Annotated in this window: 25 protein-coding genes; 4 read left to right on the forward strand and 21 right to left on the reverse strand. The window is 41.0% G+C overall.

Annotated elements, in window-relative coordinates; all coding sequences use genetic code 11:
- Positions 1-40: 40 nt before the first annotated feature.
- Together HWX15_RS04110 and HWX15_RS04115 are read right to left on the reverse strand one after the other, a co-directional pair.
- Positions 41-895: a MetQ/NlpA family ABC transporter substrate-binding protein gene (locus HWX15_RS04110; RefSeq protein WP_050207619.1), complete on the reverse strand. Its 855-nt coding sequence runs from the start codon at positions 893-895 to the stop codon at positions 41-43.
- A gap of 153 nt (positions 896-1,048) precedes the next feature.
- The gene (locus tag HWX15_RS04115; protein WP_000724930.1) at positions 1,049-1,879 is read right to left on the reverse strand and encodes an amino acid ABC transporter substrate-binding protein; all 831 of its coding nucleotides are present in this window, start codon (positions 1,877-1,879) and stop codon (positions 1,049-1,051) included.
- A 94-nt stretch (positions 1,880-1,973) separates the two neighbouring features.
- Between HWX15_RS04115 and HWX15_RS04120 the strand changes: the two genes are divergently transcribed.
- The gene (locus HWX15_RS04120) at positions 1,974-2,117 is read left to right on the forward strand and encodes a hypothetical protein (protein ID WP_153299911.1); all 144 of its coding nucleotides are present in this window, start codon (positions 1,974-1,976) and stop codon (positions 2,115-2,117) included.
- A gap of 18 nt (positions 2,118-2,135) precedes the next feature.
- On the opposite strand, the gene HWX15_RS04125 is transcribed toward HWX15_RS04120, so the two are convergent.
- From HWX15_RS04125 to HWX15_RS04170, 10 genes are all read right to left on the reverse strand, one after another.
- Positions 2,136-2,459, reverse strand: a complete 324-nt coding sequence (locus HWX15_RS04125; RefSeq protein WP_049513063.1) for an AzlD domain-containing protein — start codon at positions 2,457-2,459, stop codon at positions 2,136-2,138.
- On the reverse strand, positions 2,449-3,144 hold the full coding sequence (locus HWX15_RS04130) for an AzlC family ABC transporter permease (RefSeq protein ID WP_175880351.1): 696 nt from the start codon (positions 3,142-3,144) through the stop codon (positions 2,449-2,451). Before HWX15_RS04130 ends, HWX15_RS04125 begins: the two co-directional genes overlap by 11 nt.
- A gap of 273 nt (positions 3,145-3,417) precedes the next feature.
- Positions 3,418-4,644, reverse strand: a complete 1,227-nt coding sequence (locus HWX15_RS04135) for an MFS transporter (protein WP_175880352.1) — start codon at positions 4,642-4,644, stop codon at positions 3,418-3,420.
- A 150-nt stretch (positions 4,645-4,794) separates the two neighbouring features.
- Positions 4,795-5,079 (reverse strand): bacteriocin immunity family protein, encoded by a 285-nt coding sequence (locus tag HWX15_RS04140; protein WP_175880353.1) that lies wholly within the window; start codon positions 5,077-5,079, stop codon positions 4,795-4,797.
- 13 nt (positions 5,080-5,092) lie between these two features.
- Positions 5,093-5,434, reverse strand: a complete 342-nt coding sequence (locus HWX15_RS04145) for a hypothetical protein (RefSeq protein ID WP_050242651.1) — start codon at positions 5,432-5,434, stop codon at positions 5,093-5,095.
- A gap of 363 nt (positions 5,435-5,797) precedes the next feature.
- Positions 5,798-6,661, reverse strand: a complete 864-nt coding sequence (locus tag HWX15_RS04150) for an XRE/MutR family transcriptional regulator (RefSeq protein WP_175880354.1) — start codon at positions 6,659-6,661, stop codon at positions 5,798-5,800.
- 103 nt (positions 6,662-6,764) lie between these two features.
- Positions 6,765-7,775 (reverse strand): tRNA (adenosine(37)-N6)-threonylcarbamoyltransferase complex transferase subunit TsaD, encoded by a 1,011-nt coding sequence (gene tsaD / locus HWX15_RS04155; protein ID WP_175880355.1) that lies wholly within the window; start codon positions 7,773-7,775, stop codon positions 6,765-6,767.
- Positions 7,765-8,202, reverse strand: a complete 438-nt coding sequence (rimI, locus tag HWX15_RS04160) for a ribosomal protein S18-alanine N-acetyltransferase (RefSeq protein WP_175880356.1) — start codon at positions 8,200-8,202, stop codon at positions 7,765-7,767. The genes tsaD and rimI overlap by 11 nt, the downstream gene beginning before the upstream one ends.
- The gene (gene tsaB, locus HWX15_RS04165) at positions 8,199-8,882 is read right to left on the reverse strand and encodes a tRNA (adenosine(37)-N6)-threonylcarbamoyltransferase complex dimerization subunit type 1 TsaB (RefSeq protein ID WP_175880357.1); all 684 of its coding nucleotides are present in this window, start codon (positions 8,880-8,882) and stop codon (positions 8,199-8,201) included. The genes rimI and tsaB overlap by 4 nt, the downstream gene beginning before the upstream one ends.
- Positions 8,883-9,385: 503 nt before the next feature.
- A complete protein-coding gene (locus tag HWX15_RS04170; RefSeq protein WP_175880358.1) occupies positions 9,386-9,601 on the reverse strand; it encodes a hypothetical protein in 216 nt (71 codons plus the stop codon).
- A 280-nt stretch (positions 9,602-9,881) separates the two neighbouring features.
- On the opposite strand from HWX15_RS04170, the gene HWX15_RS04175 reads away from it, so the two are divergent.
- Both HWX15_RS04175 and rnjA read left to right on the forward strand, forming a co-directional pair.
- The gene (locus tag HWX15_RS04175) at positions 9,882-10,115 is read left to right on the forward strand and encodes a DNA-dependent RNA polymerase subunit epsilon (protein WP_000639572.1); all 234 of its coding nucleotides are present in this window, start codon (positions 9,882-9,884) and stop codon (positions 10,113-10,115) included.
- Between the two features lies 1 nt (position 10,116).
- Entirely contained in the window at positions 10,117-11,796 is a 1,680-nt protein-coding gene (rnjA, locus tag HWX15_RS04180) for a ribonuclease J1 (RefSeq protein WP_101782088.1), read from the forward strand.
- 199 nt (positions 11,797-11,995) lie between these two features.
- Here rnjA and mnmG read toward each other — a convergent pair whose 3' ends face one another.
- The 9 genes from mnmG to HWX15_RS04225 all read right to left on the reverse strand — a co-directional run bounded on the left by mnmG (position 11,996) and on the right by HWX15_RS04225 (position 23,274).
- Positions 11,996-13,909, reverse strand: a complete 1,914-nt coding sequence (gene mnmG, locus HWX15_RS04185; RefSeq protein WP_175880359.1) for a tRNA uridine-5-carboxymethylaminomethyl(34) synthesis enzyme MnmG — start codon at positions 13,907-13,909, stop codon at positions 11,996-11,998.
- A 9-nt stretch (positions 13,910-13,918) separates the two neighbouring features.
- Positions 13,919-14,374 (reverse strand): NUDIX hydrolase, encoded by a 456-nt coding sequence (locus tag HWX15_RS04190; RefSeq protein ID WP_175880360.1) that lies wholly within the window; start codon positions 14,372-14,374, stop codon positions 13,919-13,921.
- Positions 14,375-14,514: 140 nt separating this feature from the next.
- A complete protein-coding gene (gene mnmA / locus HWX15_RS04195; protein WP_175880361.1) occupies positions 14,515-15,636 on the reverse strand; it encodes a tRNA 2-thiouridine(34) synthase MnmA in 1,122 nt (373 codons plus the stop codon).
- 373 nt (positions 15,637-16,009) lie between these two features.
- Positions 16,010-17,401, reverse strand: coding sequence for an argininosuccinate lyase (argH, locus tag HWX15_RS04200; protein WP_175880362.1), 1,392 nt, complete (start codon positions 17,399-17,401; stop codon positions 16,010-16,012).
- A 28-nt stretch (positions 17,402-17,429) separates the two neighbouring features.
- On the reverse strand, positions 17,430-18,626 hold the full coding sequence (locus HWX15_RS04205) for an argininosuccinate synthase (RefSeq protein WP_004242043.1): 1,197 nt from the start codon (positions 18,624-18,626) through the stop codon (positions 17,430-17,432).
- A gap of 16 nt (positions 18,627-18,642) precedes the next feature.
- Entirely contained in the window at positions 18,643-19,449 is an 807-nt protein-coding gene (locus tag HWX15_RS04210) for an ABC transporter substrate-binding protein (protein WP_175880363.1), read from the reverse strand.
- 206 nt (positions 19,450-19,655) lie between these two features.
- Positions 19,656-20,297, reverse strand: a complete 642-nt coding sequence (locus HWX15_RS04215) for an ABC transporter ATP-binding protein (RefSeq protein ID WP_175880364.1) — start codon at positions 20,295-20,297, stop codon at positions 19,656-19,658.
- Positions 20,294-22,402 (reverse strand): bacteriocin-associated integral membrane family protein, encoded by a 2,109-nt coding sequence (locus HWX15_RS04220; protein ID WP_175880365.1) that lies wholly within the window; start codon positions 22,400-22,402, stop codon positions 20,294-20,296. Before HWX15_RS04220 ends, HWX15_RS04215 begins: the two co-directional genes overlap by 4 nt.
- Positions 22,403-22,686: 284 nt before the next feature.
- Entirely contained in the window at positions 22,687-23,274 is a 588-nt protein-coding gene (locus tag HWX15_RS04225; protein WP_175880366.1) for a hypothetical protein, read from the reverse strand.
- A 322-nt stretch (positions 23,275-23,596) separates the two neighbouring features.
- Between HWX15_RS04225 and HWX15_RS04230 the strand changes: the two genes are divergently transcribed.
- Positions 23,597-24,460 carry a helix-turn-helix domain-containing protein gene (locus HWX15_RS04230; RefSeq protein ID WP_175880367.1) on the forward strand — a complete coding sequence of 288 codons (864 nt, stop codon included), beginning with the start codon at positions 23,597-23,599 and terminating at the stop codon, positions 24,458-24,460.
- The last annotated feature ends 31 nt before the right edge of the window (positions 24,461-24,491 follow it).

Here is a 24,491-nt window from a genome sequence, read left to right on the forward strand (position 1 = left end):
GCAAGAGGTGGAATTTTCTCTCCCACCTCCCTGTTTCTTATTACCAAACTGGTTGATCCAAACCGTCTGATGTTTCTTCGATAACTTTTTTCACGTCATCTGTGTGGTAAGCTGCGATCACTTTCTTGATAGCATCAGCCTTAGGTGATGTTTCCCAATCTTTTTTCGCAACGATGATGTTGTACCATTGTTTTGAGTTTTCATCAGCTTGTTCTTTGAAAAGTGCTTTCTTGTAGTCCAATTTTGCTTCTGTAACGAAGGTATTGTTTACAACAGCAGCGTCAACTGATGACAATGAACGAGCTGTTTGGCTAGCGTCCAATTCAGTGATTTTCAAGTTCTTTGGATTTTCTTTGATGTTAGCAACTGTTGCAAGAGCAGTTCCTGAAACGTCCAATTTAATCAAGCCAGCTGATTGAAGCAAGTAAAGCGCACGGCTTTCGTTTGTAGCGTCATTCGGTACAGCGATTTCTCCGTTTGCTGGGATATCTTCTACTTTAGTGTACTTGTTGTCACTTCCATTCAAACCTGAGTAAAGGCGGATTGGAGAGATGTAAGTATCAGCAATCGCTACAAGGTCTTTTCCGTTTTCTTTGTTCCAGTTGTTCAAGAAGTTATAGTGTTGGAAAGCGTTCAAGTCTACTTCACCATCAGCAGTTGCCTTGTTTGGTTGTGAGTAGTCTGTGAACTCTGTAAATTCCAAAGTGATTCCGTCTTTTTTAACCAATTCTTGAACTTTATCCCAACGAGCTTCTTCAGAACCGCTACGGTTGACAGTTGCGATTTTAATAGTTGTTGCATTGTCTGCTTTCTTTTCTGAGTTTCCGCAAGCTGCAAGAGCCAAACCTGCGACTGTAGCAAGGGCTGCTAGGCCAAGCCATTTTTTAATTTTCATGATTCTTTCTCCTTAAAAATAATACCGTACTAGTATCTCATACTTTCTTCAATTGCACAAATTGTTATTAGATAATCAGATATATAGTTTAAAACTATATCCCTAAAAACTGAGAAATCACCCATCTTACTCAGAATGGATGACTTCAAAAAATTATTTAATATCAGCTTCTGCTGGTAGATAAGTGTCGCCAAAGAATTGTTTAGACAATTTTTCAAGCGTTCCATCTTTGTAGAGTTCTTTAATGCGTTTGTCTACAAATGATTTCAACTCATCTTGACCTTGAGCAAGAAGTGGGTAAACGTACGGTTGTTGGTCGCTTGGAAGTTCGATAACTTTCAAGTTGTCCAAACCTTGGTTCTTGATCACTGTTTCAACACCAATTTTATCAAAAATCTTGTAGTCAAATTGGCCATCGCTCAAACGTACCATGATTTGTTGGAAGTCTGCCTTAGTATAGTTAAGGATAGTTGGGTTGTCCGGGTGTTCAGCGTTGTATGCTTCTAACTGCTTAGCTGATGTAGTGGCTTGAACGACTTCCGTCGATTTTCCACCGATATCAGCGAGAGACTTGATGCTAGAGTCGTCTTTCTTCACTACAAGGACATTAGGGTTTTGGGCAATTGGTGCGGCATAAAGGTATTTCTCCGCACGTTCTTTAGTGTAGCTAAGATTGTTGACAGCCATATTGTAACGGTCAGCGTCAAGACCAGCAAATACACCTGACCATTCTGTCTTTTCAAACTTGACATCATATTTGTCAGAATCTTTAAAGATAGCGCGAACGACTTCAATCTCGTAACCAGTCAATTCGCCATTTTCTTCATAGATAAATGGTTTTGGCGAACCATTGGTTGCAACGATGATTTCTTTCTTGCTAGCTGCTTCTCCTTCTTTCTTAGCACCACCTGAGCAAGCTGCTAAAACACCTGCAGCAACAAGCGCAAGGGCCGCAAGAGATGAGTATTTAACGATTTTTTTCATGTCATTTCCTCCAAAATAGAATACCTTATAATCTTAACAGAAAAAGACCATTTACGCCATTATATGATATCTATCTCTGTGATAGGTTTTCTTTATGGCTGATTTATACTCAATGAAAATCAAAGAGCAAACTAGGAAGCTAGCCGCAGGTTGCTCAAAACACTGTTTTGAGGTTGGAGATAAGACTGACGAAGTCAGTTACATATACCTACGGAAAGGCAAAGCTGACGTGGTTTGAAGAGATTTTCGGAGAGTATTAAAAGACCAAACGTAAAACTGCAATTAGGACCACTCCAAAGAGAACCGTTCCGACTAGATTGCGGTAGCGAAAGGCTACCCAAGCTGTTGGAAAGACTGCTAAGAAGTCCAGCCATTTGATTTGAGGAAAGCTCCCAACCTTGCCTGTCACTACGCTTGAAAGAATCAAGGCAAAGATAATAGAAACGGGCAAGAACTTCAAAAAACGCTCAACGATCGCAGGCAAGCCCTTATACTTGACCAAGATGAAGGGAATTATACGGGGAATCCAGGTCACAAGACCAGAGAAAATAACTGCTAATAAAAGATACTTACTGACCATCTAAAACCACCCCCATTGTACAACCTAGCAAGGTCGCAAACAGAACAGCTAGTGACTGAGACACCACTGTCAAGAGTAAAAAGAAGGACACCGCAACAACTGCTAGGATAATCAGCAGATTGCGGACAGGAATTCGTCTTTGCATAATCTGGAATTGCGAAGCAAAAATTCCAATGAACATCCCAACCAGGGCAAAATCCAATCCAAAGATTTCTGGATTTGGAAGCAGACCACCCAGAGCCGTTCCGGCAACTGTTCCCACAAACCAAGCCACATAGCTGTTAAGATTGTTTCCGTGCATCCACATAGGATTGACCTTGTCTGCATGGGCTAATTCGCCCATCAAAACGCCATAGGTCTCATCTGTCAAGATACTAGACATACCGATATTTTGCCAGAGACTGGTATGACGGAAATAGGTCGACGCATGTAAGCTCAGCAAAAAGAGACGCAAATTGATCAAAAAGACCGTCATCGCAATAGCTGCTACAGGTGCTTGAACCGCAATCAGTGCCAGCATGGCAAACTGGGCACTCCCAGCATAAACAAAGAGGCTCATCAAGCCCATCTCCACAGGTGTCACATAGGGCGCACCAATAATCCCACAGGCCAGCCCGATACTGACATAGCCAAGGGCCGTTGGCATGGCTGCCTGTGCCCCTTCCCAAAATCCTTTTTCTTTCATCTTTCTCCTCATATTGTCTTAATAATACTCAATGAAAATCAAAGAGCAAACTAGAAAGCTAGCCGCAGGTTGCTCAAAACATTGTTTTGAGGTTGCAGATAGAAGCTGACGCGGTTTGAAGAGATTTTCGAAGAGTATAAGTAGGCTGAAAAGACTTCAGCCACAGCATGGACTATTATAACACATTCAGGAAAGAGAAAAAAGTCTGCTGATTTTGACCATTATAAAAAGACTGGCAATCCAGTCTCAAACATATATTAGACAAATTCTCCACTAAATACTTTCACGAATATTCAGAAGCATGAAAAAGGCAACTAGAAGAAATAGTAATAAAACAAAGCTAACTGCCAGAGTTCCAAAGCTAGTAGCAATGGTTACCAAAGCTATTGTAAATAAGCTAGGTAAAACAACCGTAATAGCCCCGATAGAAGATTGAACTGCTCCCATTGACTCCTCAGGTATTTGTTTAAAGACGAGTTCTTGCAATCTAGGAGAGAGAATACCTGCGAAAAAGGCATCCAAGGCACTAAAGATGAGAATCCAGTCAAAACGAACTGTGGCAAATCCTACTAGAAGAAACAACTGGATGACAAGCGAGGCATAGAGAGCTGCTTTTATAGAAATCGTATTTTTCAGATAGCCACTTACAAGGCTTCCGACAATCAGGGCTGACAGTTCAAAAGTGGATAGCAGGGCAAGAGATTGACCTGTTTGTAAATTCAAAAAGGGTTGATTTCTCAAAAACAGAGTAGAGACAGGAACTGTAACATTTATCACTGCTTGACTAATAGAAATAATAAACAAAACCAAGAGCACCTGATTCATATTCCATATCAATTTCGATGATTGGAGCAAATGCTGGCAAAAGGATTTTACAGAGAGTCCTTCTTGATAGCTAATCGTTTTTTCTACTTTCAAGAGGTCAGTTTTTATGAATAGGATACCTAAAAATGCGATTAAAAATGTAAGAGCGTTCAGTAAGGAAATAAACTGGATGGATAGAATACCTAGTAAGACTCCTCCTAGAATATTACTGATTGTTTTCACTAAACTAACAGTTGACTGTTTAAACCCAATAGCTTCTGCCAAATGGTCTTGTCCAATAATTCTAATGAAAATCGGAGTGAGCATGGCGCCTGAAAAATAACTCAATGTGTCAGACAAGAGGTTAATCAGACAAATAAATGCTACTAATACTAAGGAAAAGGACTGCCCTGAAAGTGATAAAGAAACGATAGAGTAAAGCAAAAATTTTGCAAAACTAATGACTGTGTATTTCAAGACACGATGATGTTGAAAATCCGCCAAAACTCCCAGAAAGATTTGTAGAACTTGGGGCAGGGTTTCTGAAATCGTGATAAGTAAAATCGCCAAAGGGGCAAAAGAGGCATCTGCCACATAATTCAAAAAGGCCAGATAAAAAATCGTATCCCCAAGCGTTGAAATCCACTGGTTGACAGTTAATTGCCTAAAATCTCTATTTTGAAGAAATACTTTCATCACAACTCCTTTTTAAGTTCCAGTTGGAATTTTTATTCCAGTGTATCAAAAACAAGACTTGGTTTGGCATTGAAATCCAAGTCTCGCTTATATATTTTTCATGTTAGATTCATTCATTATATAACCGTTAATACCGTATTTTATAATGAATCATATTTTAAAAATACCAGACCACACTATTCCCTGCTTGTATTTAGCTTCTTTCTTTTGTACAAATTTTGCTAAATCCAACAACTCTGTCGGCGGTTCACCTTTAAAGCCCAATAATTCTTTAGAGATGGCAAATGAGAGACGTACAGCTAGCAAATCTTCATTACTACTAGAAAACTGTTTCGCTGTCTCCAGCAATTGCTTCCTAAATTCTTCCGTCAAGCTAATTTCTTTATTATTGTACAGGGAATGAATTAAAATTTGTAACTGACTCTGTTTTCCCATCGTTTACCTCATCTTATCTAGGACGCCAAGGACCATATTTAGCCCAACCATCCACCATAACATTTACAGTGTGTTCCAAATTAGAAATATATTGTACAGACTTCCATTTCTTAGTCTTTGTATTATAGTAAAAGTCGTAGGGTGCTGCTCTATATTTATAAACCCAATAATCCTCTGAGTTATCCACTAGATCATAAGTTAAGACAACAGTTCTATCTTGAATTCGGGCTCTGGACTCTACTTCTTCAACCGAAGGACTGTCAGCAAAGACAGTTGTTGTGTTCAATGCTACTGTATTTACGAAAACAAAGCCAGCTAGAATAATTCCCGTTTTTAGTAAAAATTTAACTCTCATATTAGTTGCACCTTTCTAATAAGTAATTTGATGTAAATATAAACTATCATTTCCAATATCAATAGTAAGATTGCACTTTGATTGTAGGAAAATCTTTCTTCATTTGTAAACCACTTCTGCGACCTAGGATTTGCTTCAAGTGCTTTACAAGGATAGTATAACACAGAAATTGGCTTATTTTAGAAAATCGCATATTTGATATTTTTTCTTATAGAAATTTCAGATTTGCGATTTTGGTAGATTTGATTATTTCCCTGGTATAATAAAGTTATTACTAATTAAGGAGTGGAGCAACTATGAAGAAACAAATTTTAACATTATTGACAATCGTTGCTGATATTATTATCATTTTGCCATTTCTAACTAATCGATAAGTTCTTTGTATTGCTGCAAGCGCAATTTAAAAAGGGCTATCAATTGTGGATTTTCTAATACTTGCAGAGATTGGATAAAGTGTTCAATCTCTTTTTGATTGTTTCCTTTGGTTTGAAGAAAAATCTGCATTTTCTTTAAAAATTGCCACAATACTTTTTCAAAAACATCGTATGGACGCAGCATGCTCTCCAACTCGGCTTCAAAGATTGGGATGTAGGAGAAAAGTTTACGCTCCATGAACTCTGATAAGATATTTAAGAGCCCTTGCTTCATATACAATCGATTGTGTACTAACTCTTTAAATTCTTTGGATTTCTCAAGTAAAGAAGTTGATAAAAATATCAAATCTTGGTTACTCAAGAAGGGCATAGTATTGCAAAAAAGGTAGAGTTCAAACCATGTCCAAGACTCAATAGCATAGAGATAAGTGGTCAAAAACTCGCTATCCTCCTCTGCTAGGGGATAATTTTTATCTAAGGAATGAATAGCATTTTTAATCACAATGGCATTCAAACAACGATAGGTCTCTGCCATCTGTCCTTGCTCGACTTCCTCCAACAGTTGCTCTAAGCCAGCTATATCTTGGTGGGCAAAGCGATCCACAACCCTCCTACCAATCTGCATATGTGGAGATTCTTGATAGTTGTTGAGCTTGTGCCCAAACTCATCAAAATTCATATTGATTCCTTGGATGGCTAATATGAGCTTATCAGCAGACAACATGGACTGCCCTAGCTCAAACTTGGACAACTGAGAAGCTGTTAGCCCGTCACAAGCCACATCTGACTGCTTGAGCTTTCTAGCCAAACGTAATTCCTTGTAAAATTCCCCCAATTCCATTTTTTCAATCATCCTACCACCTCCTAGCTTTTGCATATTATATCATTATTTTTATAGTTTTGTCAAAATATTCTGACACTTTGGTGATTGAAAAAGCCAGCCTTAAGCTGACTCTTTATTCTATAGTATCAAAAGCGAGACTTGGTTTGGCATTGAGATCCAAGCTTGCGAAGTTTTCTTTGTTCCACTCGCTGACGCTGGCATAGGCAATCATTCCTGCATTGTCTCCGCAAAGGCGCAGAGGTGGAATGATGACATTGACATCTGTGATTTCAGTTGCTAGGCGTTCTCTGAGACCTTTATTGGCTGCCACGCCACCTGCCACAACTAGAGTTTTAACAGGGTATTTCTCCAAAGCCTTCTTAGTTTTTGCCATAAGAATATCCAAGACAGCTGCTTGGAAGGAAGCACACAAATCCTCTGTGGACAAGCTTTCTCCCTTTTGCTCGGCATTGTGGTGAAGGTTGATAAAGGCCGATTTCAAACCTGAGAATGAAAACTCCAGATTATCTTCCTTAATCATGGCTCGAGGAAAATCATAAATATCCTGCCCCTGATGAGCTAGCTCATCAATCTCACGACCTGCAGGATAGGTCAAGCCCATGACACGGCCGACCTTATCATAGGCCTCACCAACCGCATCATCTCGCGTTTCACCAACAATCTTGTAATCACCAACCTCCGAAACATAAACCAACTCTGTGTGTCCACCACTGACCAAGAGGGCTAGCAGGGGAAACTCCAAAGGTTCCACACTCTGAGCTGCCATGAGGTGGCCAGCCATGTGATTAACAGGGATAAGTGGAAGCCCATGTGCCCAAGCAAAGGCCTTGGCAGCTGACAAGCCAACTAGCAAGGCTCCAACCAAGCCCGGTCCATAGGTAACCGCCACAGCTGTTACATCGTCTTCGGTAATCCCTGCTTCTGCCAGTGCCTCCTCGATACAGGCTGTAATGACCTCGACATGGTGACGACTGGCTACTTCAGGCACTACGCCCCCAAAACGTTTGTGACTCTCAATTTGACTAGCAATGACATTGGACAAGAGCTCATCGTCGTTTTTCAAGACGGCGACACTGGTCTCATCACAGGATGTCTCAAATGCTAAAATATATCTATCTTTCATCTATTTCTCTCTTCATGATAATGGCGTCCTCGACTGGGTCATGGTAGTAGGCCTTTCGCTCAGCGATGACTGCCATCTTTTCTTTCTTGTAAAATGCTTGCGCTCGTTGATTTGACTTTCTGACTTCTAGGAAAATCTCCTTGTCTGTCGGCAATTGAGCAAACAAGGCCGAGGCAATCCCCTGACCCTGATAGGCTCCTTTAACAGCGATTTGCAAGACTTCTGCCTCAAAAATATTTTCCTGCACAGCTAGAAATCCAATCACTTCTGCCCCATCATAAGCCAGAGCATACCAAGTCTGGTCTTGGGACAGGTCTGCTTGGATTTGTTCCAGTGTCCAAGGACTGACTGGGTAAACAGCTATCATAACAGCGTAGATGGCTTGAGCCAAGTTAGGCTGCTGTTGGATTCGTTTGATTTCTATCATAGGCGTTTAATGTAAGACTCGCCAGACTCGGTGTGGTTCTTGAGCCAGTTTTCCTCAGCCTCGACACGCTTGAGGTAGTTCGGCACAAAATCATGCAAGGAGTCTGCTTCCTTGTCCCAGGCCCAGAGAGCTAGATTAGCTGCATTTGGCAAGGTTTCTTTGTAATTAGTCCTTGGCAAGTGTTCTTGAATCTGCTCCACAAAGGGGCCAACTTCTCCGACAAATGTTACCTGACTAGCACCCTTGATTAGCTCAATCACTCGCTCAAAAGGCAGGTGTGCTTCTGGCATGACAGGTTTAGCATTTTCATAAAATCCTGCGTAAACATTGTTGCGACGCGCATCCATCAAAGGAACGAACAAGCCTTCTTGTTGGTAGGGCACCAGAGCCACGAGGCTAGACATACCAACTAACTCAATGTTCAGAGTATGAGCCAAAGTCTTGGCAGTTGCGACCGCAATTCGCAAGCCTGTGTAGCTACCTGGTCCTTCTGCCACCACGATTCGGTCCAAATCCTTGGGCGTCCAATCCAAACTTGCCATCAAAAAATCGATGGCAGGCATGAGGGTAATACTGTGATTTTTCTTGATATTAATCGTCGTCTCAGCAAGAACTTGCTTGTTCTCTAAAATAGCGAGAGAAAGAGCCTTGCTGGACGTATCAAAAGCTAATACTTTCATAACACATTCCTATCTTTTTGTCTGCTTACTATTATACTACAAAAGCTGGCACATGGGAATTTTCTTTACCCCCACACAAGAGTCCCACACTTAACTAAAAATAATTTAAAAAAATGCTCACTTTTCCTTTTCTTTTCCGAATATAAAAGTGAACAAGAAAATTGAAAGGATCTCCGTAAAAAGTTTGGTAAGTCATGCTAGATAAGAAACACATTTTTAGAAGGATAAATTTTATTGTCTTCATCTCTTACAGTTTTCTCAGCATTCTCAATGATTTAAACATTACTACTATCCCTTTACCAATCGATTTATCTGTTTGTATTGTTTTATTTTTATGCTTCAACTCTATTTTTGAACAGAACAATGACTCCCATAAAAATAATAAGCTCTGAAAATTCCATTGTCATGTCATTTTAGAAAAATGCAAAAACTGCCTCATCTTGATAGATGGGGTGGAATTTTCTTTATCCCCAAACAAAAATGCCCCAGCATGAGCAGGGCATTTAAGCATTTAATCCAAAGTAAAATACAAACCAAACGACATAGGTTACGAGGAGGAGAAAAAGCGAGTAGAGAGTCACAAAGGTAATCTTCCACAAGAACTTGGTTTGTCGTTGTTCCAGTTTGGCAAATAGAAGATTCCCCGCATAAACGCAAGCAACAAAAGCAATAAAAGCTACCAAGCGAGCTCCGATAGCAAAAGCAAATAAGTTATACATAGGCCATCCTCCTTGACTTAAAATCTATATGGAATTATGACAAGCAATAAATTTCACTTCCGTTATCAATATAACACATTTTCTTTGTTTTTGCAAACGCTTACCAAATAAATCGTCCCATGACTTTCTCGTTTCCGTCTTTTACTAATCTTTCATTTTGTGGTATAATTGAAATAATTGTAACGAATCAAGGTCAATCTAGACACAAAATGGAATGAAATCAAGCAAATATCTGCTAAAAGTTTGGAATAAGCTGACCTGTAAAATAGAAAGGAACTATATGATTTACAAAGTTTTTTATCAAGAAACAAAAGAACGTAGCCCACGTCGTGAAACTACACGCGCACTATACCTAGACATCGATGCCAGCTCAGAACTTGAGGGCCGTATCGCTGCTCGCCAACTTGTCGAAGAAAATCGCCCAGAGTACAATATCGAGTATATCGAACTCTTGTCTGACAAATTGCTAGATTACGAAAAAGAAACTGGCGCCTTCGAAATTACGGAGTTCTAATATGGCCTATACTCTTAAACCTGAAGAAGTCGGCGTTTTTGCCATCGGTGGTCTGGGAGAAATCGGGAAAAACACTTACGGAATTGAATACCAAGATGAGATTATCATCGTCGATGCTGGGATTAAATTCCCAGAAGATGACTTGCTGGGTATCGACTATGTCATTCCTGACTACTCTTACATAGTAGACAATATCGACCGCGTCAAGGCTGTTTTGATTACACACGGACACGAGGACCACATTGGTGGGATTCCATTCCTGCTCAAGCAAGCAAATGTCCCTATCTATGCTGGACCGCTTGCCTTGGCTTTGATCCGTGGGAAACTCGAAGAACACGGCCTCTTGCGCAACGCCAAACTTTACGAAATCAACCACAACACTGAGTTGACCTTTAAAAATCTCAAGGCAACTTTCTTTAGAACGACTCACTCTATTCCAGAACCTTTGGGGATTGTCATTCATACTCCTCAAGGGAAAATTGTCTGTACGGGTGACTTCAAGTTTGACTTAACACCAGTTGGTGAACCAGCAGATTTGCACCGTATGGCAGCTCTTGGTGAAGACGGTGTACTCTGTCTCCTGTCTGACTCGACAAATGCAGAAGTGCCAACCTTTACCAACTCTGAAAAAGTCGTTGGTCAGTCCATCATGAAGATTATCCAAGGCATTGAAGGACGTATCATCTTTGCATCCTTTGCCTCAAATATCTTCCGTCTCCAGCAAGCAACAGAAGCTGCTGTTAAGACTGGGCGCAAGATCGCTGTCTTTGGTCGTTCTATGGAAAAGGCCATTGTCAACGGAATCGAGCTTGGCTACATCAAAGCTCCTAAGGGAACCTTTATCGAGCCAAATGAAATCAAAGACTACCCTGCAGGCGAGATTCTTATCCTCTGTACAGGTAGTCAGGGCGAGCCGATGGCAGCCCTCTCTCGTATCGCCAACGGAACCCACCGTCAGGTGCAACTCCAACCAGGTGATACCGTTATCTTCTCTTCAAGTCCAATCCCTGGAAATACGACTAGCGTCAACAAGCTGATTAACATCATTTCAGAAGCTGGTGTCGAAGTTATCCACGGTAAAGTGAACAATATCCATACATCTGGACACGGTGGCCAGCAAGAGCAAAAACTCATGCTCCGCTTGATTAAGCCAAAATACTTCATGCCTGTCCACGGTGAATACCGCATGCAAAAAGTCCACGCTGGACTAGCAGTGGATACTGGTGTTGAGAAGGACAATATCTTTATCATGAGCAATGGTGATGTGCTTGCCCTTACCGCAGATTCTGCTCGTATCGCAGGCCATTTCAACGCCCAAGATATCTATGTCGATGGAAATCGTATCGGTGAAATCGGCGCAGCTGTCCTCAAAGATCGTCGCGATCTATCTGAAGACGGTGTCGTTCTGGCAGTCGCAACTGTTGACTTCAAATCGCAGATGATTCTGTCTGGTCCAGACATCCTCAGCCGAGGCTTTGTCTACATGAGAGAGTCTGGCGACTTGATTCGCCAAAGCCAGCGTATCCTCTTCAATGCAATTCGTATCGCACTGAAAAACAAGGACGCTAGCGTGCAATCTGTCAATGGTGCCATTGTCAACGCTATTCGCCCCTTCCTTTATGAAAATACAGAACGTGAACCGATCATCATCCCGATGATCCTCACACCAGATGAAGAATAAAGCAAGAAAACAGCCCCGTCTTCGGAGCTGTTTTTTCTATGCTTTCTTTTTAGATTAAAACTCAATAAAAATCGAAATCAGACTAGAAGGCTAGGCGAAAGCATAACTTGAGTTAGCTCCCATAGTTCGGGGAACTATGGGAGACTGTAGATGAATCAAAGCCAAGCTTTGAATTCATTCGTAAGAAGCCGACGACGTATTATTTTGATTTTTGAAGAGTTTTAGAAATACTACGATTTTTACCTTCAAGATACACCATCAAAATAGAAATATCTGCTGGGTTTACTCCCGAAATACGGCTGGCTTGGCCGATGGTTTCTGGATTGATAAGTTTGAACTTCTGACGAGCTTCGGTTGCAATAGAATCAATGTCATCCCAGTCGATATTGGCTGGAATGCGCTTTTCTTCCATGCGTTTCATCTTGGCAACCTGATCCATGGCTTTGGAAATATAGCCTTCGTACTTGATTTCTGTCTCAATCAATTCGATAATCTTGTCATCCAAGTCCTCTGTTGCTGGTCCGATGAAAGCCACCACATCTTGGTAAGACACTTCTGGACGGCGAAGGAATTCCTTGGCTGTCACTGCATCGGTCAACGGCTTGAAGCCCATCTCCTCAACCTTGGCATTGGTTTCCTTGACTGGCTTGAGTTTGATGCTGTCTAGGCGCTTCATCTCATTGTCAAATTGATTTTTCTTGATTTCAAAACGAGCCCAGCGTTCATCATCCACAAGGCCAATCTCGCGTCCCATCTCAGTCAAACGCATATCGGCATTGTCGTGACGGAGAATGAGACGGTATTCAGCACGACTGGTCAAGAGACGGTAGGGTTCAATCGTTCCCTTTGTCACCAAGTCATCAATCATCACCCCGATATAACCGTCACTGCGCTTCAAAATCAACTCAGGCTTGCCTTGGACTTTCAGAGCCGCGTTGATACCCGCGATAATCCCTTGGCCTGCTGCCTCTTCGTAACCTGACGTTCCATTTGTTTGACCAGCAGTGAAAAGTCCGGAGATTTTCTTGGTTTCCAGAGTCGCACGCAACTGGTGAGGCAAGACCATGTCGTACTCAATGGCATAACCTGTTCGCATCATCTCTGCATTTTCCAAACCTTTGATGGAATGAACCAGCTCACGCTGGACATCCTCAGGCAGACTGGTTGAAAGTCCTTGAACATAGACTTCCTCAGTATTGCGCCCTTCTGGCTCAAGGAAGAGTTGGTGACGTTCCTTATCCGCAAAGCGCACAATCTTGTCTTCAATCGACGGACAGTAACGAGGTCCCACTCCCTTGACCACACCTGTAAACATAGGCGCACGGTGGAGGTTGTTTTGGATAATCTCATGACTGGTACCATTGGTATAGGTCAACCAGCATGGCACTTGATCCTTGACATAATCCTCATCTCGTGAAGTGTATGAGAAATGATTAGGCGCTTCGTCTCCTGGCTGAATCTCTGTCACGTCGTAGTTGATTGAAGAAGCCTTGACACGTGGAGGGGTTCCTGTCTTGAAACGACCGATCTCGAGGCCCAGTTCCTTGAGATTGTCAGCAAGGTTAATAGAAGCTAGGCTGTGGTTAGGGCCTGATGAGTACTTGAGGTCTCCGATGATAATTTCCCCACGAAGGGCCGTCCCTGTCGTCACGATAACAGCCTTGGCAGCATACTCTTGATGGGTCGCTGTACGAACACCGACAACCTTGCCGTCTTCCACCAAAATCTCATCAATCATGGTTTGACGAAGGGTCAGATTCTCTTGATTTTCAACTGTCTTGCGCATTTCCTTAGAGTAAAGCTCCTTGTCAGCCTGCGCACGAAGAGCACGGACAGCTGGCCCCTTCCCTGTATTGAGCATCTTCATCTGGATGTAAGTCTTGTCAATGGTTTTAGCCATTTCACCACCGAGGGCATCGACTTCACGAACGACAATTCCCTTGGCAGAACCACCGATAGAGGGGTTACAAGGCATGAAAGCCAGCATTTCAATGTTGATAGTCGCAAGCAAGACCTTACAGCCCATACGGCTAGCGGCCAAGGAAGCCTCGACCCCAGCGTGTCCCGCACCAATTACAATAATATCGTATTCTTCTGTAAAATGATAAGTCATGTTTCTCTCCTATTTCTCAAGATGAATGTGTCTTAGTTGGCCGTCCCAAGTTGGTAGGGCTGTTTTTAAAAAGGCTGGAACTAGATTGATACCCTTAAGCTTGTCTAAGTCAATCCACTCACAGGACTGCCTTTTCTCATCTTCCTGCATGGTCAACGGAGCATCCTCAAGCAAATCCACTAGATAATGAAACTCGATATTGTGATAATAAACACCGTCCTGTTCAAAACGATTTTCAACCACAAAAGCTAGCTGACCAGCTTGAGCTTTGACACCCAGTTCTTCCCTCACTTCACGGACTACCGCGCCTTCTGTGCTTTCATTGACTTGAATGGCACCGCCGATAGTGTAATACTTGCCCTTATCTTTGGTGACTAGAAGCTTGCGATTTTGAAGAATCAAGGCTGTTGCCCGAACACCAAAAACCGTATTTCCTACTTTTGTCCGAAAGTCTTGTTGAGGCATCTTTTTCCTTTCCTCTAAACGACACAAAAACAGTCAAAACTCCGAAGAAGTGCAGGACAAAAAAGCCTGCAACATCCATGAGCTTTGACCATCATTTCTATTGCTTCTATTATTGTAGCAAATTGAGAAAATTTGTCAATCTAAATGTACTGACAAACTTGTCCATCGCGGTAAGCATTGTCAATCAAGCCACCACCTAGACACTCATCGCCATCGTAAAAGACAACTGCCTGTCCTGGTGTGATGGCGCGTTGCGGTTCTGCAAAGATAACCTCTGCCTTATCTCCTTTGACATAGACGGTCACCTTAGAATCAGGCTGACGGTAGCGGAATTTTGCTGTGCATTCTAGCGTAAATTCCTCTGGCATCTCACGAGTAAAGTGGACTTGACTAGCCTCTAGGCTGGTTGACATAAGCGAATCATGATAGAAACCTTGGCCGACATAGAGGATATTCTTGCTTAGGTCTTTTCCGACAACGAACCAAGGAGCATTGTCACCGCCGTGTTGTCCACCGATACCGAGACCTCCACGCTGACCAATCGTATAATACATAAGACCTGCATGCTCGCCCATATCGCGACCATCCACAGTCATCATGCGACCAGGCTGAGCTGGTAGGTAGTTGCTGAGGAAGTTTTTAAAGTTCTTTTCTCCGATAAAGCAAATCCCTGTCGAGTCTTTCTTCTTGGCAGTCGCAAGTCCTGCTTCTTCTGCTAGTCTGCGAACTTCAGGCTTTTCCAAATGCCCCAAAGGGAACATGGTTTTTTGAAGTTGTTCTTGCGAAAGCTGGCTAAGGAAATAGGTCTGATCTTTGCCATTGTCCACACCACGAAGCATGTGAACAGTGCCATCCTCATCACGCGCTACTCTAGCATAATGCCCAGTCGCTACATAGTCTGCCCCCAAGGTCATGGCATAGTCCAAAAAGGCCTTGAACTTGATTTCCTTGTTACACATAACATCTGGATTTGGCGTGCGTCCCGCACGGTATTCCGCTAGGAAATACTCAAAAACGCGGTCCCAGTACTCTTTTTCAAAGTTGACAGAGTAGTAAGGAATACCAATCTGGTCTGCCACCGCAGCCACATCCTTGTAATCTTCGGTCGCCGTACAGACGCCGTTTTCATCTGTGTCATCCCAGTTCTTCATGAAGATACCGATCACATCGTAGCCCTGCTCCTTGAGCAAAAGAGCCGTCACCGACGAATCAACACCACCACTCATCCCCACAACAACACGTGTTTTAGAGCTATCACTCATGGTAAGTCTCCCATCTATTCGTTTATTTATACCCCTCAAAATTCTATTTACTATGACTTTCAATAGAATTTCTTCGAGTATAGTCTTTTCGTTTGCTTTTAGGACTAGGCAACGAGTCGCAGGCATAACTTGAGTTCGCTCAATCAGTCTGGGAGACTGATTGAGGTTATAAATCAGACAAGCTCAGCTTGCATCTCATTTCGAGTTAACGACGTAATAAAAGATAAACGAAATGACTAGTTCACGATTGAAGGTCGTGTGTGCTTAACGATTGAAGGTCGCTTGAGCAGTATTCATTATAACACGCTTGGTTAGAGAAGACAAGAAAGAGGCTGTCAATCTGCCAACCTCTTATTCTGAAACTATCAATCTATCACTTTCTAGCTTCATTCGCTTTCTTAGCAACTGCAATCTGGTATTTCACTTGGTCAAATCCTGTACCTCCCAAGGAATTTCGTCTTTGAACAGCAGTTTTAGGTTGCAAGTAGACATAAATATCCTCGGCAATGAGGGAATGATAGGTTTGTAATTCCTCCAGACTCCAATCTTGAATATTTTTAGCAGACTTGATAGAGTCTAGCACTAATCTTCCCACAACCTCATGAGCTTCTCTAAATGGCAAGCCTTTCCCTGCCAAATAATCTGCCAACTCAGTTGCATTTGAAAAGTCCTTCTCTGTAGACTCTTGCATTTTTTCCTTGTTTACCTGCAAGCTGGACAACATACCTGCCAATACATCAAGGGAATTTAAAATCGTTTCGACCGTGTCAAACATCCCTTCCTTATCCTCTTGCAAATCCTTATTATAAGCTAAGGGCAAGGATTTCATGACTGTCAATAGTCCAAACAGATTCCCATAAACTCTACCAGTCTTTCCTCGAATCAACTCAGCCATATCTGGATTTTTCTTTTGTGGCATAATAGAGGAACCTGTTGTAAACGTATCTGACAAGGTAATGAATTGGTACTCAAAACTACACCAATTGATCATTTCTTCGCAAAAACGGCTCATGTGCATCATGAGTATGCTGGCATTGGATAGAAATTCTAAGATAAAATCGCGGTCACTAACAGCATCCAAAGAATTTGTATAAGGTTGCTTAAACTCCAGCAAATCGCTAGACAATTGGCGATCAATGGGGAAAGTCGTTCCTGCCAAAGCTGCCGCACCTAGAGGGCATAAGTCTGTATGCTTCTGGTTAAATTCAAAACGTTCACTGTCTCTTTGAAACATATTGTAGTAAGCCATCAGGTGGTGGGCAAAACTAATAGGCTGGGCATGTTGCAGATGGGTATAGCCCGGCATGATCGTCTCTACATGATTTTCCGCCAAGTCTAATAAAACACCCTTGAGATGAGCCAGTTTATCTAGGACATGGCCTAGTTGTTCCTTGAGATACAAGTGCATATCTGTCGCAACTTGGTCATTTCGAGAACGAGCTGTATGTAACTTCCCTGCAAGGGGACCAATTTTTTCTGTCAGCAACACTTCCATATTCATATGAATATCTTCGTTTGCGATATCAAAGTCAAGTTGGCCTGCCTCTAGCTCTTCTAAAAGCTCTTTCAACCCTTCTTGAATCTTTTCTGACTCCTTCAAACTCAAAATGCCCGTCTGACCCAACATCTGAACGTGGGCTAAAGAACCAATCAAGTCAAATTTAGCTAATTTCTGGTCAAAAGATATACTCGCACCAAAGCGCTCTACCCAGTCTTCGACAGTACCTTCAAAGCGACCACCCCATAATTTTGTATTCTTAGCCATATCACATCCACCTCTCTAGTCAATCGTCCTATTTGGCGCTTTTTTGAACCTCAGAATGAACCTTGGTTGGAAGTCCCCACAACTTAATAAAGCCAACAGCTGCATCTTGGTCAAAGGTATCTGCACTGGTATACGTCGCCAAATTTTCATCGTAAAGAGAATTTGGTGATTTCCGAGCCACGACCTGAGCACTTCCCTTATAGAGTTTGACTTTTGCAGTCCCATTGACAACTTTTTGAGTTTCTTTAATATAAGCAATCAAGGCTTGTGTAGCCGGACTAAACCACAAAGCATTATAAATGAGATTTGATAATTCATTTTCTATGATTGGTTTAAAATGAGCCACTTCTCTCACAAGCGTCAAATCCTCAATTTCCTTATGAGCTGTCAGCAAGGTCACTGCACCTGGACACTCATAGATCTCTCTTGATTTAATCCCAACCAAGCGATTTTCCACGTGGTCAATCCGTCCGACCCCATGTTTTCCAGCTATTTCATTGAGTTTTTGAATCAAATCTGCCAATTTTAGCCCTTCTCCATTGAGGGAAACAGGGACACCTTCACTAAACTCAATCTCAATGTATTCTGGCGTATCTGGAGCTTGCTCTGGAGAAGTTGTGATGCCAAAGGCTTCTTCTGGAGCCTGATTCCATGGATTTTCCAAAATACCACACTCATTGGCACGTCCCCAAAGATTTTGGTCAACAGAGTAGGGATTGTCAAGATCAGCAGGAACAGGCACCCCATTTTCCTTGGCATAATGAATTTCTTCCTCCCGAGACCATTTCCATTCACGAACTGGCGCAATCACTTTTAAATTGGGATCCAAGGCTGCAATCGATACTTCAAAACGTACTTGGTCATTCCCCTTACCTGTACAACCATGAGCAATGGTAGTCGCTCCTGTCTGATGCGCTATTTCAACCAATTTTTTAGAAATAAGAGGGCGGCTCAAGGCAGATACCAAGGGGTACTTTTGTTCATAGTAGGCATGTGACTGGAGAGCCACTAGCACATAATCTGTAGCAAATTCGTCCTTAACATCAATGACATAAGATTCGACTGCCCCAACCTTAAGAGCCTTATCATGGATGAAATCTAAGTCTTTCCCTTCACCCACATCCATACAAACTGCAACAACATCATAGTCTTTCTTTAGCCAGGTAATAGCAACTGATGTATCCAAACCGCCAGAATAGGCCAAAATTACTTTTTCTTTACTCATGTTCTTTTCCTTCTTTCTATTTTTCAATGGACGCTTTAAAGGCATCCTCAATGAGTTTGTCTAATTCCCCAGAATCCTTCAACTTTTGAATGGTTTTATCGATTGCCTCTTTCAATTCCTTGCTATCTTTTTTCATGGCGACCGCGTAGGAATCATCTTGCTCTTTTTCAAAATTGAGGTCTGCGATTGCTAAATCAGGATTATTTTCCACAAATCCCTTGGCAACTGGTTCTTCAAAAATAACGGCATCCACTTGTCCTGATTTTAAATCTGTGATTAAATTCCCATTTTTAGGCAGAAATACGAGGGAAGAATTTTGTAGCAAATCTTTCGCCATCGTCTCTTGAATCGAACCTTTCTGCGCTCCGACCTTTTTCTGCGCCAAGTCGTTGACAGACTGATAAGTGGCTAAATCAGATTTTTTGACAATGAGCTTATTTTTTGAAGTATAGTAGGGAGTTGAAAAATCGAACACCTTACTCCGTTCATCTGTCTTAGAAACACCAGATATGGCAAGATCGGCTTTTCCTGATTGAACACTAGCCAGTACATTGTCAAAACTCATGGGAGATAGTTCCAATTCGACACCTAGTTCTGTTGCGATAGCCTTGGCTAATTCGATATCTGAACCCACAATCTGATTTTTCCCATCAACCACTTTTTGGTATTCAAATGGAGCAAAATCTGGATTGAGGGCTACAACCAATTTTCCTTTGGACTTGATGGCTTCAATTCCAGCCGATTGATTGTTACTACAAGCAAATAGTAGGGGGAGCATCACTAAACCAAACATCGTCATCAACACCTTCTTCATCTTATTCATAACAAAGCCTCCTTTATGTTTATTCCTTTTGTTTGTATAAATAATACACCTATCTTCATCCTTTGTCAAGCCTAAATTGTAATTTTTTTCAATTTAAAACAGAAAAACCTAGGAAAATTACATAAAAATGTCATTCCTAGGCGTATTTATGCTATTTCTCTCTGAAAAACATGAGTATTCAGTCAGTCAAAAGGAGCTGAACGAACTCATTTCCCCTCGCCCAATTCAATGATCCGATGACATTGTTGGGCTACATAAGCATCGTGGGTCACGATAATGACTGTTTTCCCCTCGCGATTCATCTCTAAGAGAAACTTCAAGACCAAATCTCTATTTTCAGGATCCAGAGAACCTGTTGGTTCATCGGCTAAAATCAGCTGGCTGGGTTTTAAGATTGCTCTAGCAACTGCAATTCGTTGTTGTTCGCCACCAGACAACTCGGAGACCTTTTGATGCAAAGTAGCTGACAAACCTACTCTCTCTAAAATCTCTTCCACCTTTTTGAGCTTGTCTTTCTTAGACAATTTCACATATTTCAGCGCCAGCATGAGATTGTACTCGACCGTTTCATCATCAATCAGGGCAAAATTTTGAAACAGATAAGAGACATGTTCACGGATTATTGTTTGCGACTTGGTAGAATTGACCGCTAGATTTGTCTGACCAAAAATCTCATACCGTCCGCCATAATCACCATCTATCAAACCTAATAAATTTAACAAGGTCGACTTACCACTACCACTCTTGCCAACAATGGCTACCAAATCCCCCTGATCAATCCTAAGAGACAAGTGATCCAAAATCACTTTTCCTCCAATGGTTTTGGTAATATTTTCCAACTCAATCATAAGATGCCCCCTTTCAATAATTCTACTAGACTTCTTTTCTCCATCCTAGAAGCCAAGACTAGCACAAATAGTATATCCAAACATGTAAAACCTGCAAACAGCAGGAGTGGCAGGAGCGCATGGGCAAAGAAAATCAAGACTAGAAGAGGGAGACTATAGCCCAGCAAGAGCAGAACTAAGAGAGGACGGTAGCGATCGACCAGTTTCCACCCCATAAACTTCTTGGTAATGATATCCCTGCGCTTCAACAAGAAAGTAGTAACGAGTAAAAAGTAGGAGACAATCATACTGAGAAGAGCAAATAAGGCAAATAGAACGTTAAAATTACGAACAGAATCCCGATAGGTATCAACTATCCCCTCTTGAATGGCTTGAATCGATGAAAATTTTAAATAATTTCCATCTGACAATTTCTCAACTAACTCTGTAATCTCTTTTTGATGTTGAACCGTATTTTCAATTTTAATCGGATTATTTAAGCCAGTTGTTGACAGGGAGGCTTTCTCATCCCACATCATATCAGAATCATTGACCAAGCTAATAATTGGATTGGAGAGATTTTCCTTTCGCTTATCACTATATGGGAAAAATGACCAATCTCCTTCATAATAGGCAATCTCGACATCCATCTCCTCTATCGTTCGTTTTTGCTGCTCTTCATACTTCATCGAATGAAAGGCAATTAACTTCCCCAAGAGCTGATTTTTATCTTCTTCACCTTTCGTACTTGCTGGCATCAAAATAACTTTTTTAATACCGGTATCTGGTAGCTTGAATCCCTTGCTCTTTAGAAAATTGCGATTGGCATAGTAAACATCCACCGTATCTGTTAACTGATATTGCTGAATCTGTTCTGATTGGACAAAATTTTTTACAGGAAGACTGCTACTCTGCACATAGCCCGCCTGCGTTTTTTCTACCAAATCCTGATAAAATCGATAGAAATAATCTGTAGATTTCCCTGACCCTGCTAGCTCTTCTTGCCACAGATTATCATTGAGTTTGAAGGTTTCTAAGGTCAGGTAATTACCTTGGCTTACCCACTGTTGCTGATAAGCAAGTTCTTTGTTTTCTTGTTCTAAACTTCTGCCCACCCCAATCAGTAAGGCCGTCAGTAAAATAGTTGTCCCTATTTTCATCACATAATTGAAGATGAGACCAAGTTTGACAGATGAAAAACCTTTCAACATGGAGCTGACTGTCATTTTCTGAATCATCAGGTAGGTCAGCCAACTGATGAACAAATACAACTGTAAAAGCAGAAATTGGGATAAGAGTAAACTTGGGAACAAAAGTTTTGGTCTGTAGTCCAGCACTAAAAATAGTCCCAAGTCAATGATAAGACTTCCACCCAAGAGAAGATAAAAATTAGTCTTTACAAAACCAGCTAAAATCGCTCTGCTTTGAAAACCAAGTAACTTTTGAACCCCCACTCGTTTCATCTCCATCATCGGCTGATAAACTGTCATTAAAATCACAAGCAAGATTGCCAAGATAAAGATAATGATAGATAGTAACAACTCTTGATTTAGCACTCCAACCTGACTTCGGTAAGTGGGTTCTAATAAAATCGTCTTATCTATCTGGAAAAAATCACTCCACTTTTGTAGAATGGTATCACGATCTATCTCTTTGCTGGAGGTAATCATGTAGCGCCCATTTACAGTATGGGATTTATCCTCAATATAGGATTGGAAGGTCTGGAGTCGAATGAGTTTCACCTTTAAAAAGGTGGGAATGGTTCCTAGATTATTGGGAAGGTTCTGGTTACTGTAGACTCCCTTCTCATTCTTTGAAAAATCAAGAGAAGTCAGACCGAACTCCTGATAAGGGAAGGTTTCCTTATTAAAAACACCAGCCTTGACGGCCTCATCGCCATTATCTACTTTGATAATAGAGACCTTGTCTTGACTTGCAACCTCTTCAAAAAATTGGAGAATAGTTTCTGTCGGTTTAGTGACATCTTTCAAGTACAAGTCAAATGAATAAGTTGTCTTGCCCATATCCTGAATCCGCACTATTTCACGTGTAACATTTACATTCAGGACAAAAAACGTAGTACACAGCAAGAGCAGGAGCATACAAAGATGACTGATTTTTTTCATAGAAATACCTCCCGTGAAGAGACGAAAGCGAGATAGGTGCAGGTACTTTTTATTTTTTACTAAATTTTAAATAGGTGTAAATAAATCCTGCACTTATAGCCAAAGTTGTCCACCATTTAAAATCAATATGCAAAAGTGAAAAGACTATAAAACTGATGATTAGCGAGGCTAAAATATAAACAATGATTAAAATTTTATTTTTCATAGGAATTGCCTTTCTGAATGGATTCTAGTGTTTACAGCTCATTTGTAAAATTTACAATAAACCCTAGGGCAATCGTCTATCAGAATGTTCTTTTATCTGTCAATAACCCGAGAAAATCTTGTCGTTTCAAGTCGGAGAAATGTTTGGTAGAAAGACTTCCTTTTTGAAGTCCATCATCTCTAACCTGTAAATAATAGCTATGTTGGCTTGTTTTAATTGTCAAAAAATCGCCAAATACAAAAAATTTTTTCCAGTTACGAATCTCAAATTCTTTCATCTCTGATTTTGGAATGCGGATAAGTCCTTGCCGCAAATCACGATGATGCTCACTTGTGAAAGTCATCCCATTCCCAAGATTTCTTATCAGTAGTTCATCTGGAGTCACCATCACCAGCGCTATTTTAGTTAAGAAAATTTCAACTGTTGGTGGTAAAATCGCTAGATTAAACCAAGGGTGTAAGTAGCGATAAGCTAAGAAATAGTGAGGTTCCTCACCCAATACTAATTGTTTATACAAGTTCTTGACTTCACTATCTAACCTCGTTTCAAAAGACACATCCGAATGCTCTTCTTCCTTCCTCTGATTAACATAACGCATCCAGACTAGGAAACCGATAAAGACTATAATAAATATTCCTGATAAGAGATATTTTAAATTGTAGTTCATCACTTAACCTCCTGATTCACTACTCTACCTAAAGCAGAGTCGTGTTTATTTTGAAAATAGGTCCATCATAACCTTAAATAAGACGGGTGTCATTAAAATGAGGATAATTCCTATCACAAATATCATGACTACTCGAAAAAGTTCCTTATTTTTAAACATTTTTCCACCCCTTTTCTAGTTACATCATAGTACTCATTAACCCCATCTTAAAATTACACCAAACTTATTTTAGCTTTCTTCTTTACTTTTTATATTACTATGATACAATATTTTTAATTGGATTTTATTATTTGTTAACTTTTTTCACGAAAAGGAGAAAATTATGCGTTATGATTTCGGAAATATCTATAAAGAAATACGTGAGTCAAAAGGCTTGACTCAAGAAGAGGTCTGTGGAAATGTCCTCTCAAGAACTAGCCTATCAAAGATTGAAAGTGGCAAAGCAACTCCCAAATATGAAAACATGGAATTTCTTCTCCGGCAAATCAATATGAGTTTTGAAGAGTTTGACTACATCTGCCATCTCTATCAACCGAGCCAACGAACAGAAATCATGCAAACTTATCTCAATATGACTTCCATCATTGGTAGTAATAGTCTAGTTGATTTTTTTGAAACATGCCAAGACTATCTCAAGACCCACCACGACCTGCCTATAGAAGAAATAAGGGATATGCTGGAAATTGTCATTCATATCCGTCAACATGGTACAGAGCAACTGTCAGACCAAGTGAAACAGACTGTCAAAAAACTTTGGGAAAAAATTGAAAAACAAGATACATGGTATGAAAATGACCTAAAAATCCTCAATACCATCCTTTTCAGCTTTCCCATTGATCACCTCCATCTCATTACTGGAAAAATCTTGCAACGCTTGGAAGTCTATAAAAACTATCAACATTTATATGACTTACGAATGGCAATCCTACTCAATCTGTCCACCATTTACTTATACCATCAAGACAAAAACATGTGTCAACAAATCTGCTATACTTTACTAGAGGATGCCAAGAAAAAGAAAAGCTACGATAGGCTTGCTATCTGCTATGTCCGCATCGGGATTTGTAGGGATGACGCTAGACTTATCCAAAAAGGTTTCTCACTTCTGGAGCTGACCGAGGAAACTTCTATGCTGTCTCATCTCAAAAAAGAAGTAGAAACCTATTATCAACCGAAGGAAATATAAAAAGAGATTAGAAAAAACTAACTTCTAAATA

It is taken from the genome of Streptococcus thalassemiae, assembly GCF_903645285.1.
Lineage (GTDB): Bacteria > Bacillota > Bacilli > Lactobacillales > Streptococcaceae > Streptococcus > Streptococcus thalassemiae.

Excerpts from the sequence above, each read along its gene's own strand:
- HWX15_RS04110 (WP_050207619.1), bottom strand. The coding sequence starts at position 895 with ATGAAAATTAAAAAATGGCTTGGCCTAGCAGCCCTTGCTACAGTCGCA.
- HWX15_RS04115 (WP_000724930.1), bottom strand. The coding sequence starts at position 1,879 with ATGAAAAAAATCGTTAAATACTCATCTCTTGCGGCCCTTGCGCTTGTT.
- HWX15_RS04120 (WP_153299911.1), top strand. The coding sequence starts at position 1,974 with ATGGCTGATTTATACTCAATGAAAATCAAAGAGCAAACTAGGAAGCTA.
- HWX15_RS04125 (WP_049513063.1), bottom strand. The coding sequence starts at position 2,459 with ATGGTCAGTAAGTATCTTTTATTAGCAGTTATTTTCTCTGGTCTTGTG.
- HWX15_RS04130 (WP_175880351.1), bottom strand. The coding sequence starts at position 3,144 with ATGAAAGAAAAAGGATTTTGGGAAGGGGCACAGGCAGCCATGCCAACG.
- HWX15_RS04135 (WP_175880352.1), bottom strand. The coding sequence starts at position 4,644 with ATGAAAGTATTTCTTCAAAATAGAGATTTTAGGCAATTAACTGTCAAC.
- HWX15_RS04140 (WP_175880353.1), bottom strand. The coding sequence starts at position 5,079 with ATGGGAAAACAGAGTCAGTTACAAATTTTAATTCATTCCCTGTACAAT.
- HWX15_RS04145 (WP_050242651.1), bottom strand. The coding sequence starts at position 5,434 with ATGAGAGTTAAATTTTTACTAAAAACGGGAATTATTCTAGCTGGCTTT.
- HWX15_RS04150 (WP_175880354.1), bottom strand. The coding sequence starts at position 6,661 with ATGATTGAAAAAATGGAATTGGGGGAATTTTACAAGGAATTACGTTTG.
- tsaD (WP_175880355.1), bottom strand. The coding sequence starts at position 7,775 with ATGAAAGATAGATATATTTTAGCATTTGAGACATCCTGTGATGAGACC.
- rimI (WP_175880356.1), bottom strand. The coding sequence starts at position 8,202 with ATGATAGAAATCAAACGAATCCAACAGCAGCCTAACTTGGCTCAAGCC.
- tsaB (WP_175880357.1), bottom strand. The coding sequence starts at position 8,882 with ATGAAAGTATTAGCTTTTGATACGTCCAGCAAGGCTCTTTCTCTCGCT.
- HWX15_RS04170 (WP_175880358.1), bottom strand. The coding sequence starts at position 9,601 with ATGTATAACTTATTTGCTTTTGCTATCGGAGCTCGCTTGGTAGCTTTT.
- HWX15_RS04175 (WP_000639572.1), top strand. The coding sequence starts at position 9,882 with ATGATTTACAAAGTTTTTTATCAAGAAACAAAAGAACGTAGCCCACGT.
- rnjA (WP_101782088.1), top strand. The coding sequence starts at position 10,117 with ATGGCCTATACTCTTAAACCTGAAGAAGTCGGCGTTTTTGCCATCGGT.
- mnmG (WP_175880359.1), bottom strand. The coding sequence starts at position 13,909 with ATGACTTATCATTTTACAGAAGAATACGATATTATTGTAATTGGTGCG.
- HWX15_RS04190 (WP_175880360.1), bottom strand. The coding sequence starts at position 14,374 with ATGCCTCAACAAGACTTTCGGACAAAAGTAGGAAATACGGTTTTTGGT.
- mnmA (WP_175880361.1), bottom strand. The coding sequence starts at position 15,636 with ATGAGTGATAGCTCTAAAACACGTGTTGTTGTGGGGATGAGTGGTGGT.
- argH (WP_175880362.1), bottom strand. The coding sequence starts at position 17,401 with ATGGCTAAGAATACAAAATTATGGGGTGGTCGCTTTGAAGGTACTGTC.
- HWX15_RS04205 (WP_004242043.1), bottom strand. The coding sequence starts at position 18,626 with ATGAGTAAAGAAAAAGTAATTTTGGCCTATTCTGGCGGTTTGGATACA.
- HWX15_RS04210 (WP_175880363.1), bottom strand. The coding sequence starts at position 19,449 with ATGAATAAGATGAAGAAGGTGTTGATGACGATGTTTGGTTTAGTGATG.
- HWX15_RS04215 (WP_175880364.1), bottom strand. The coding sequence starts at position 20,297 with ATGATTGAGTTGGAAAATATTACCAAAACCATTGGAGGAAAAGTGATT.
- HWX15_RS04220 (WP_175880365.1), bottom strand. The coding sequence starts at position 22,402 with ATGAAAAAAATCAGTCATCTTTGTATGCTCCTGCTCTTGCTGTGTACT.
- HWX15_RS04225 (WP_175880366.1), bottom strand. The coding sequence starts at position 23,274 with ATGAACTACAATTTAAAATATCTCTTATCAGGAATATTTATTATAGTC.
- HWX15_RS04230 (WP_175880367.1), top strand. The coding sequence starts at position 23,597 with ATGCGTTATGATTTCGGAAATATCTATAAAGAAATACGTGAGTCAAAA.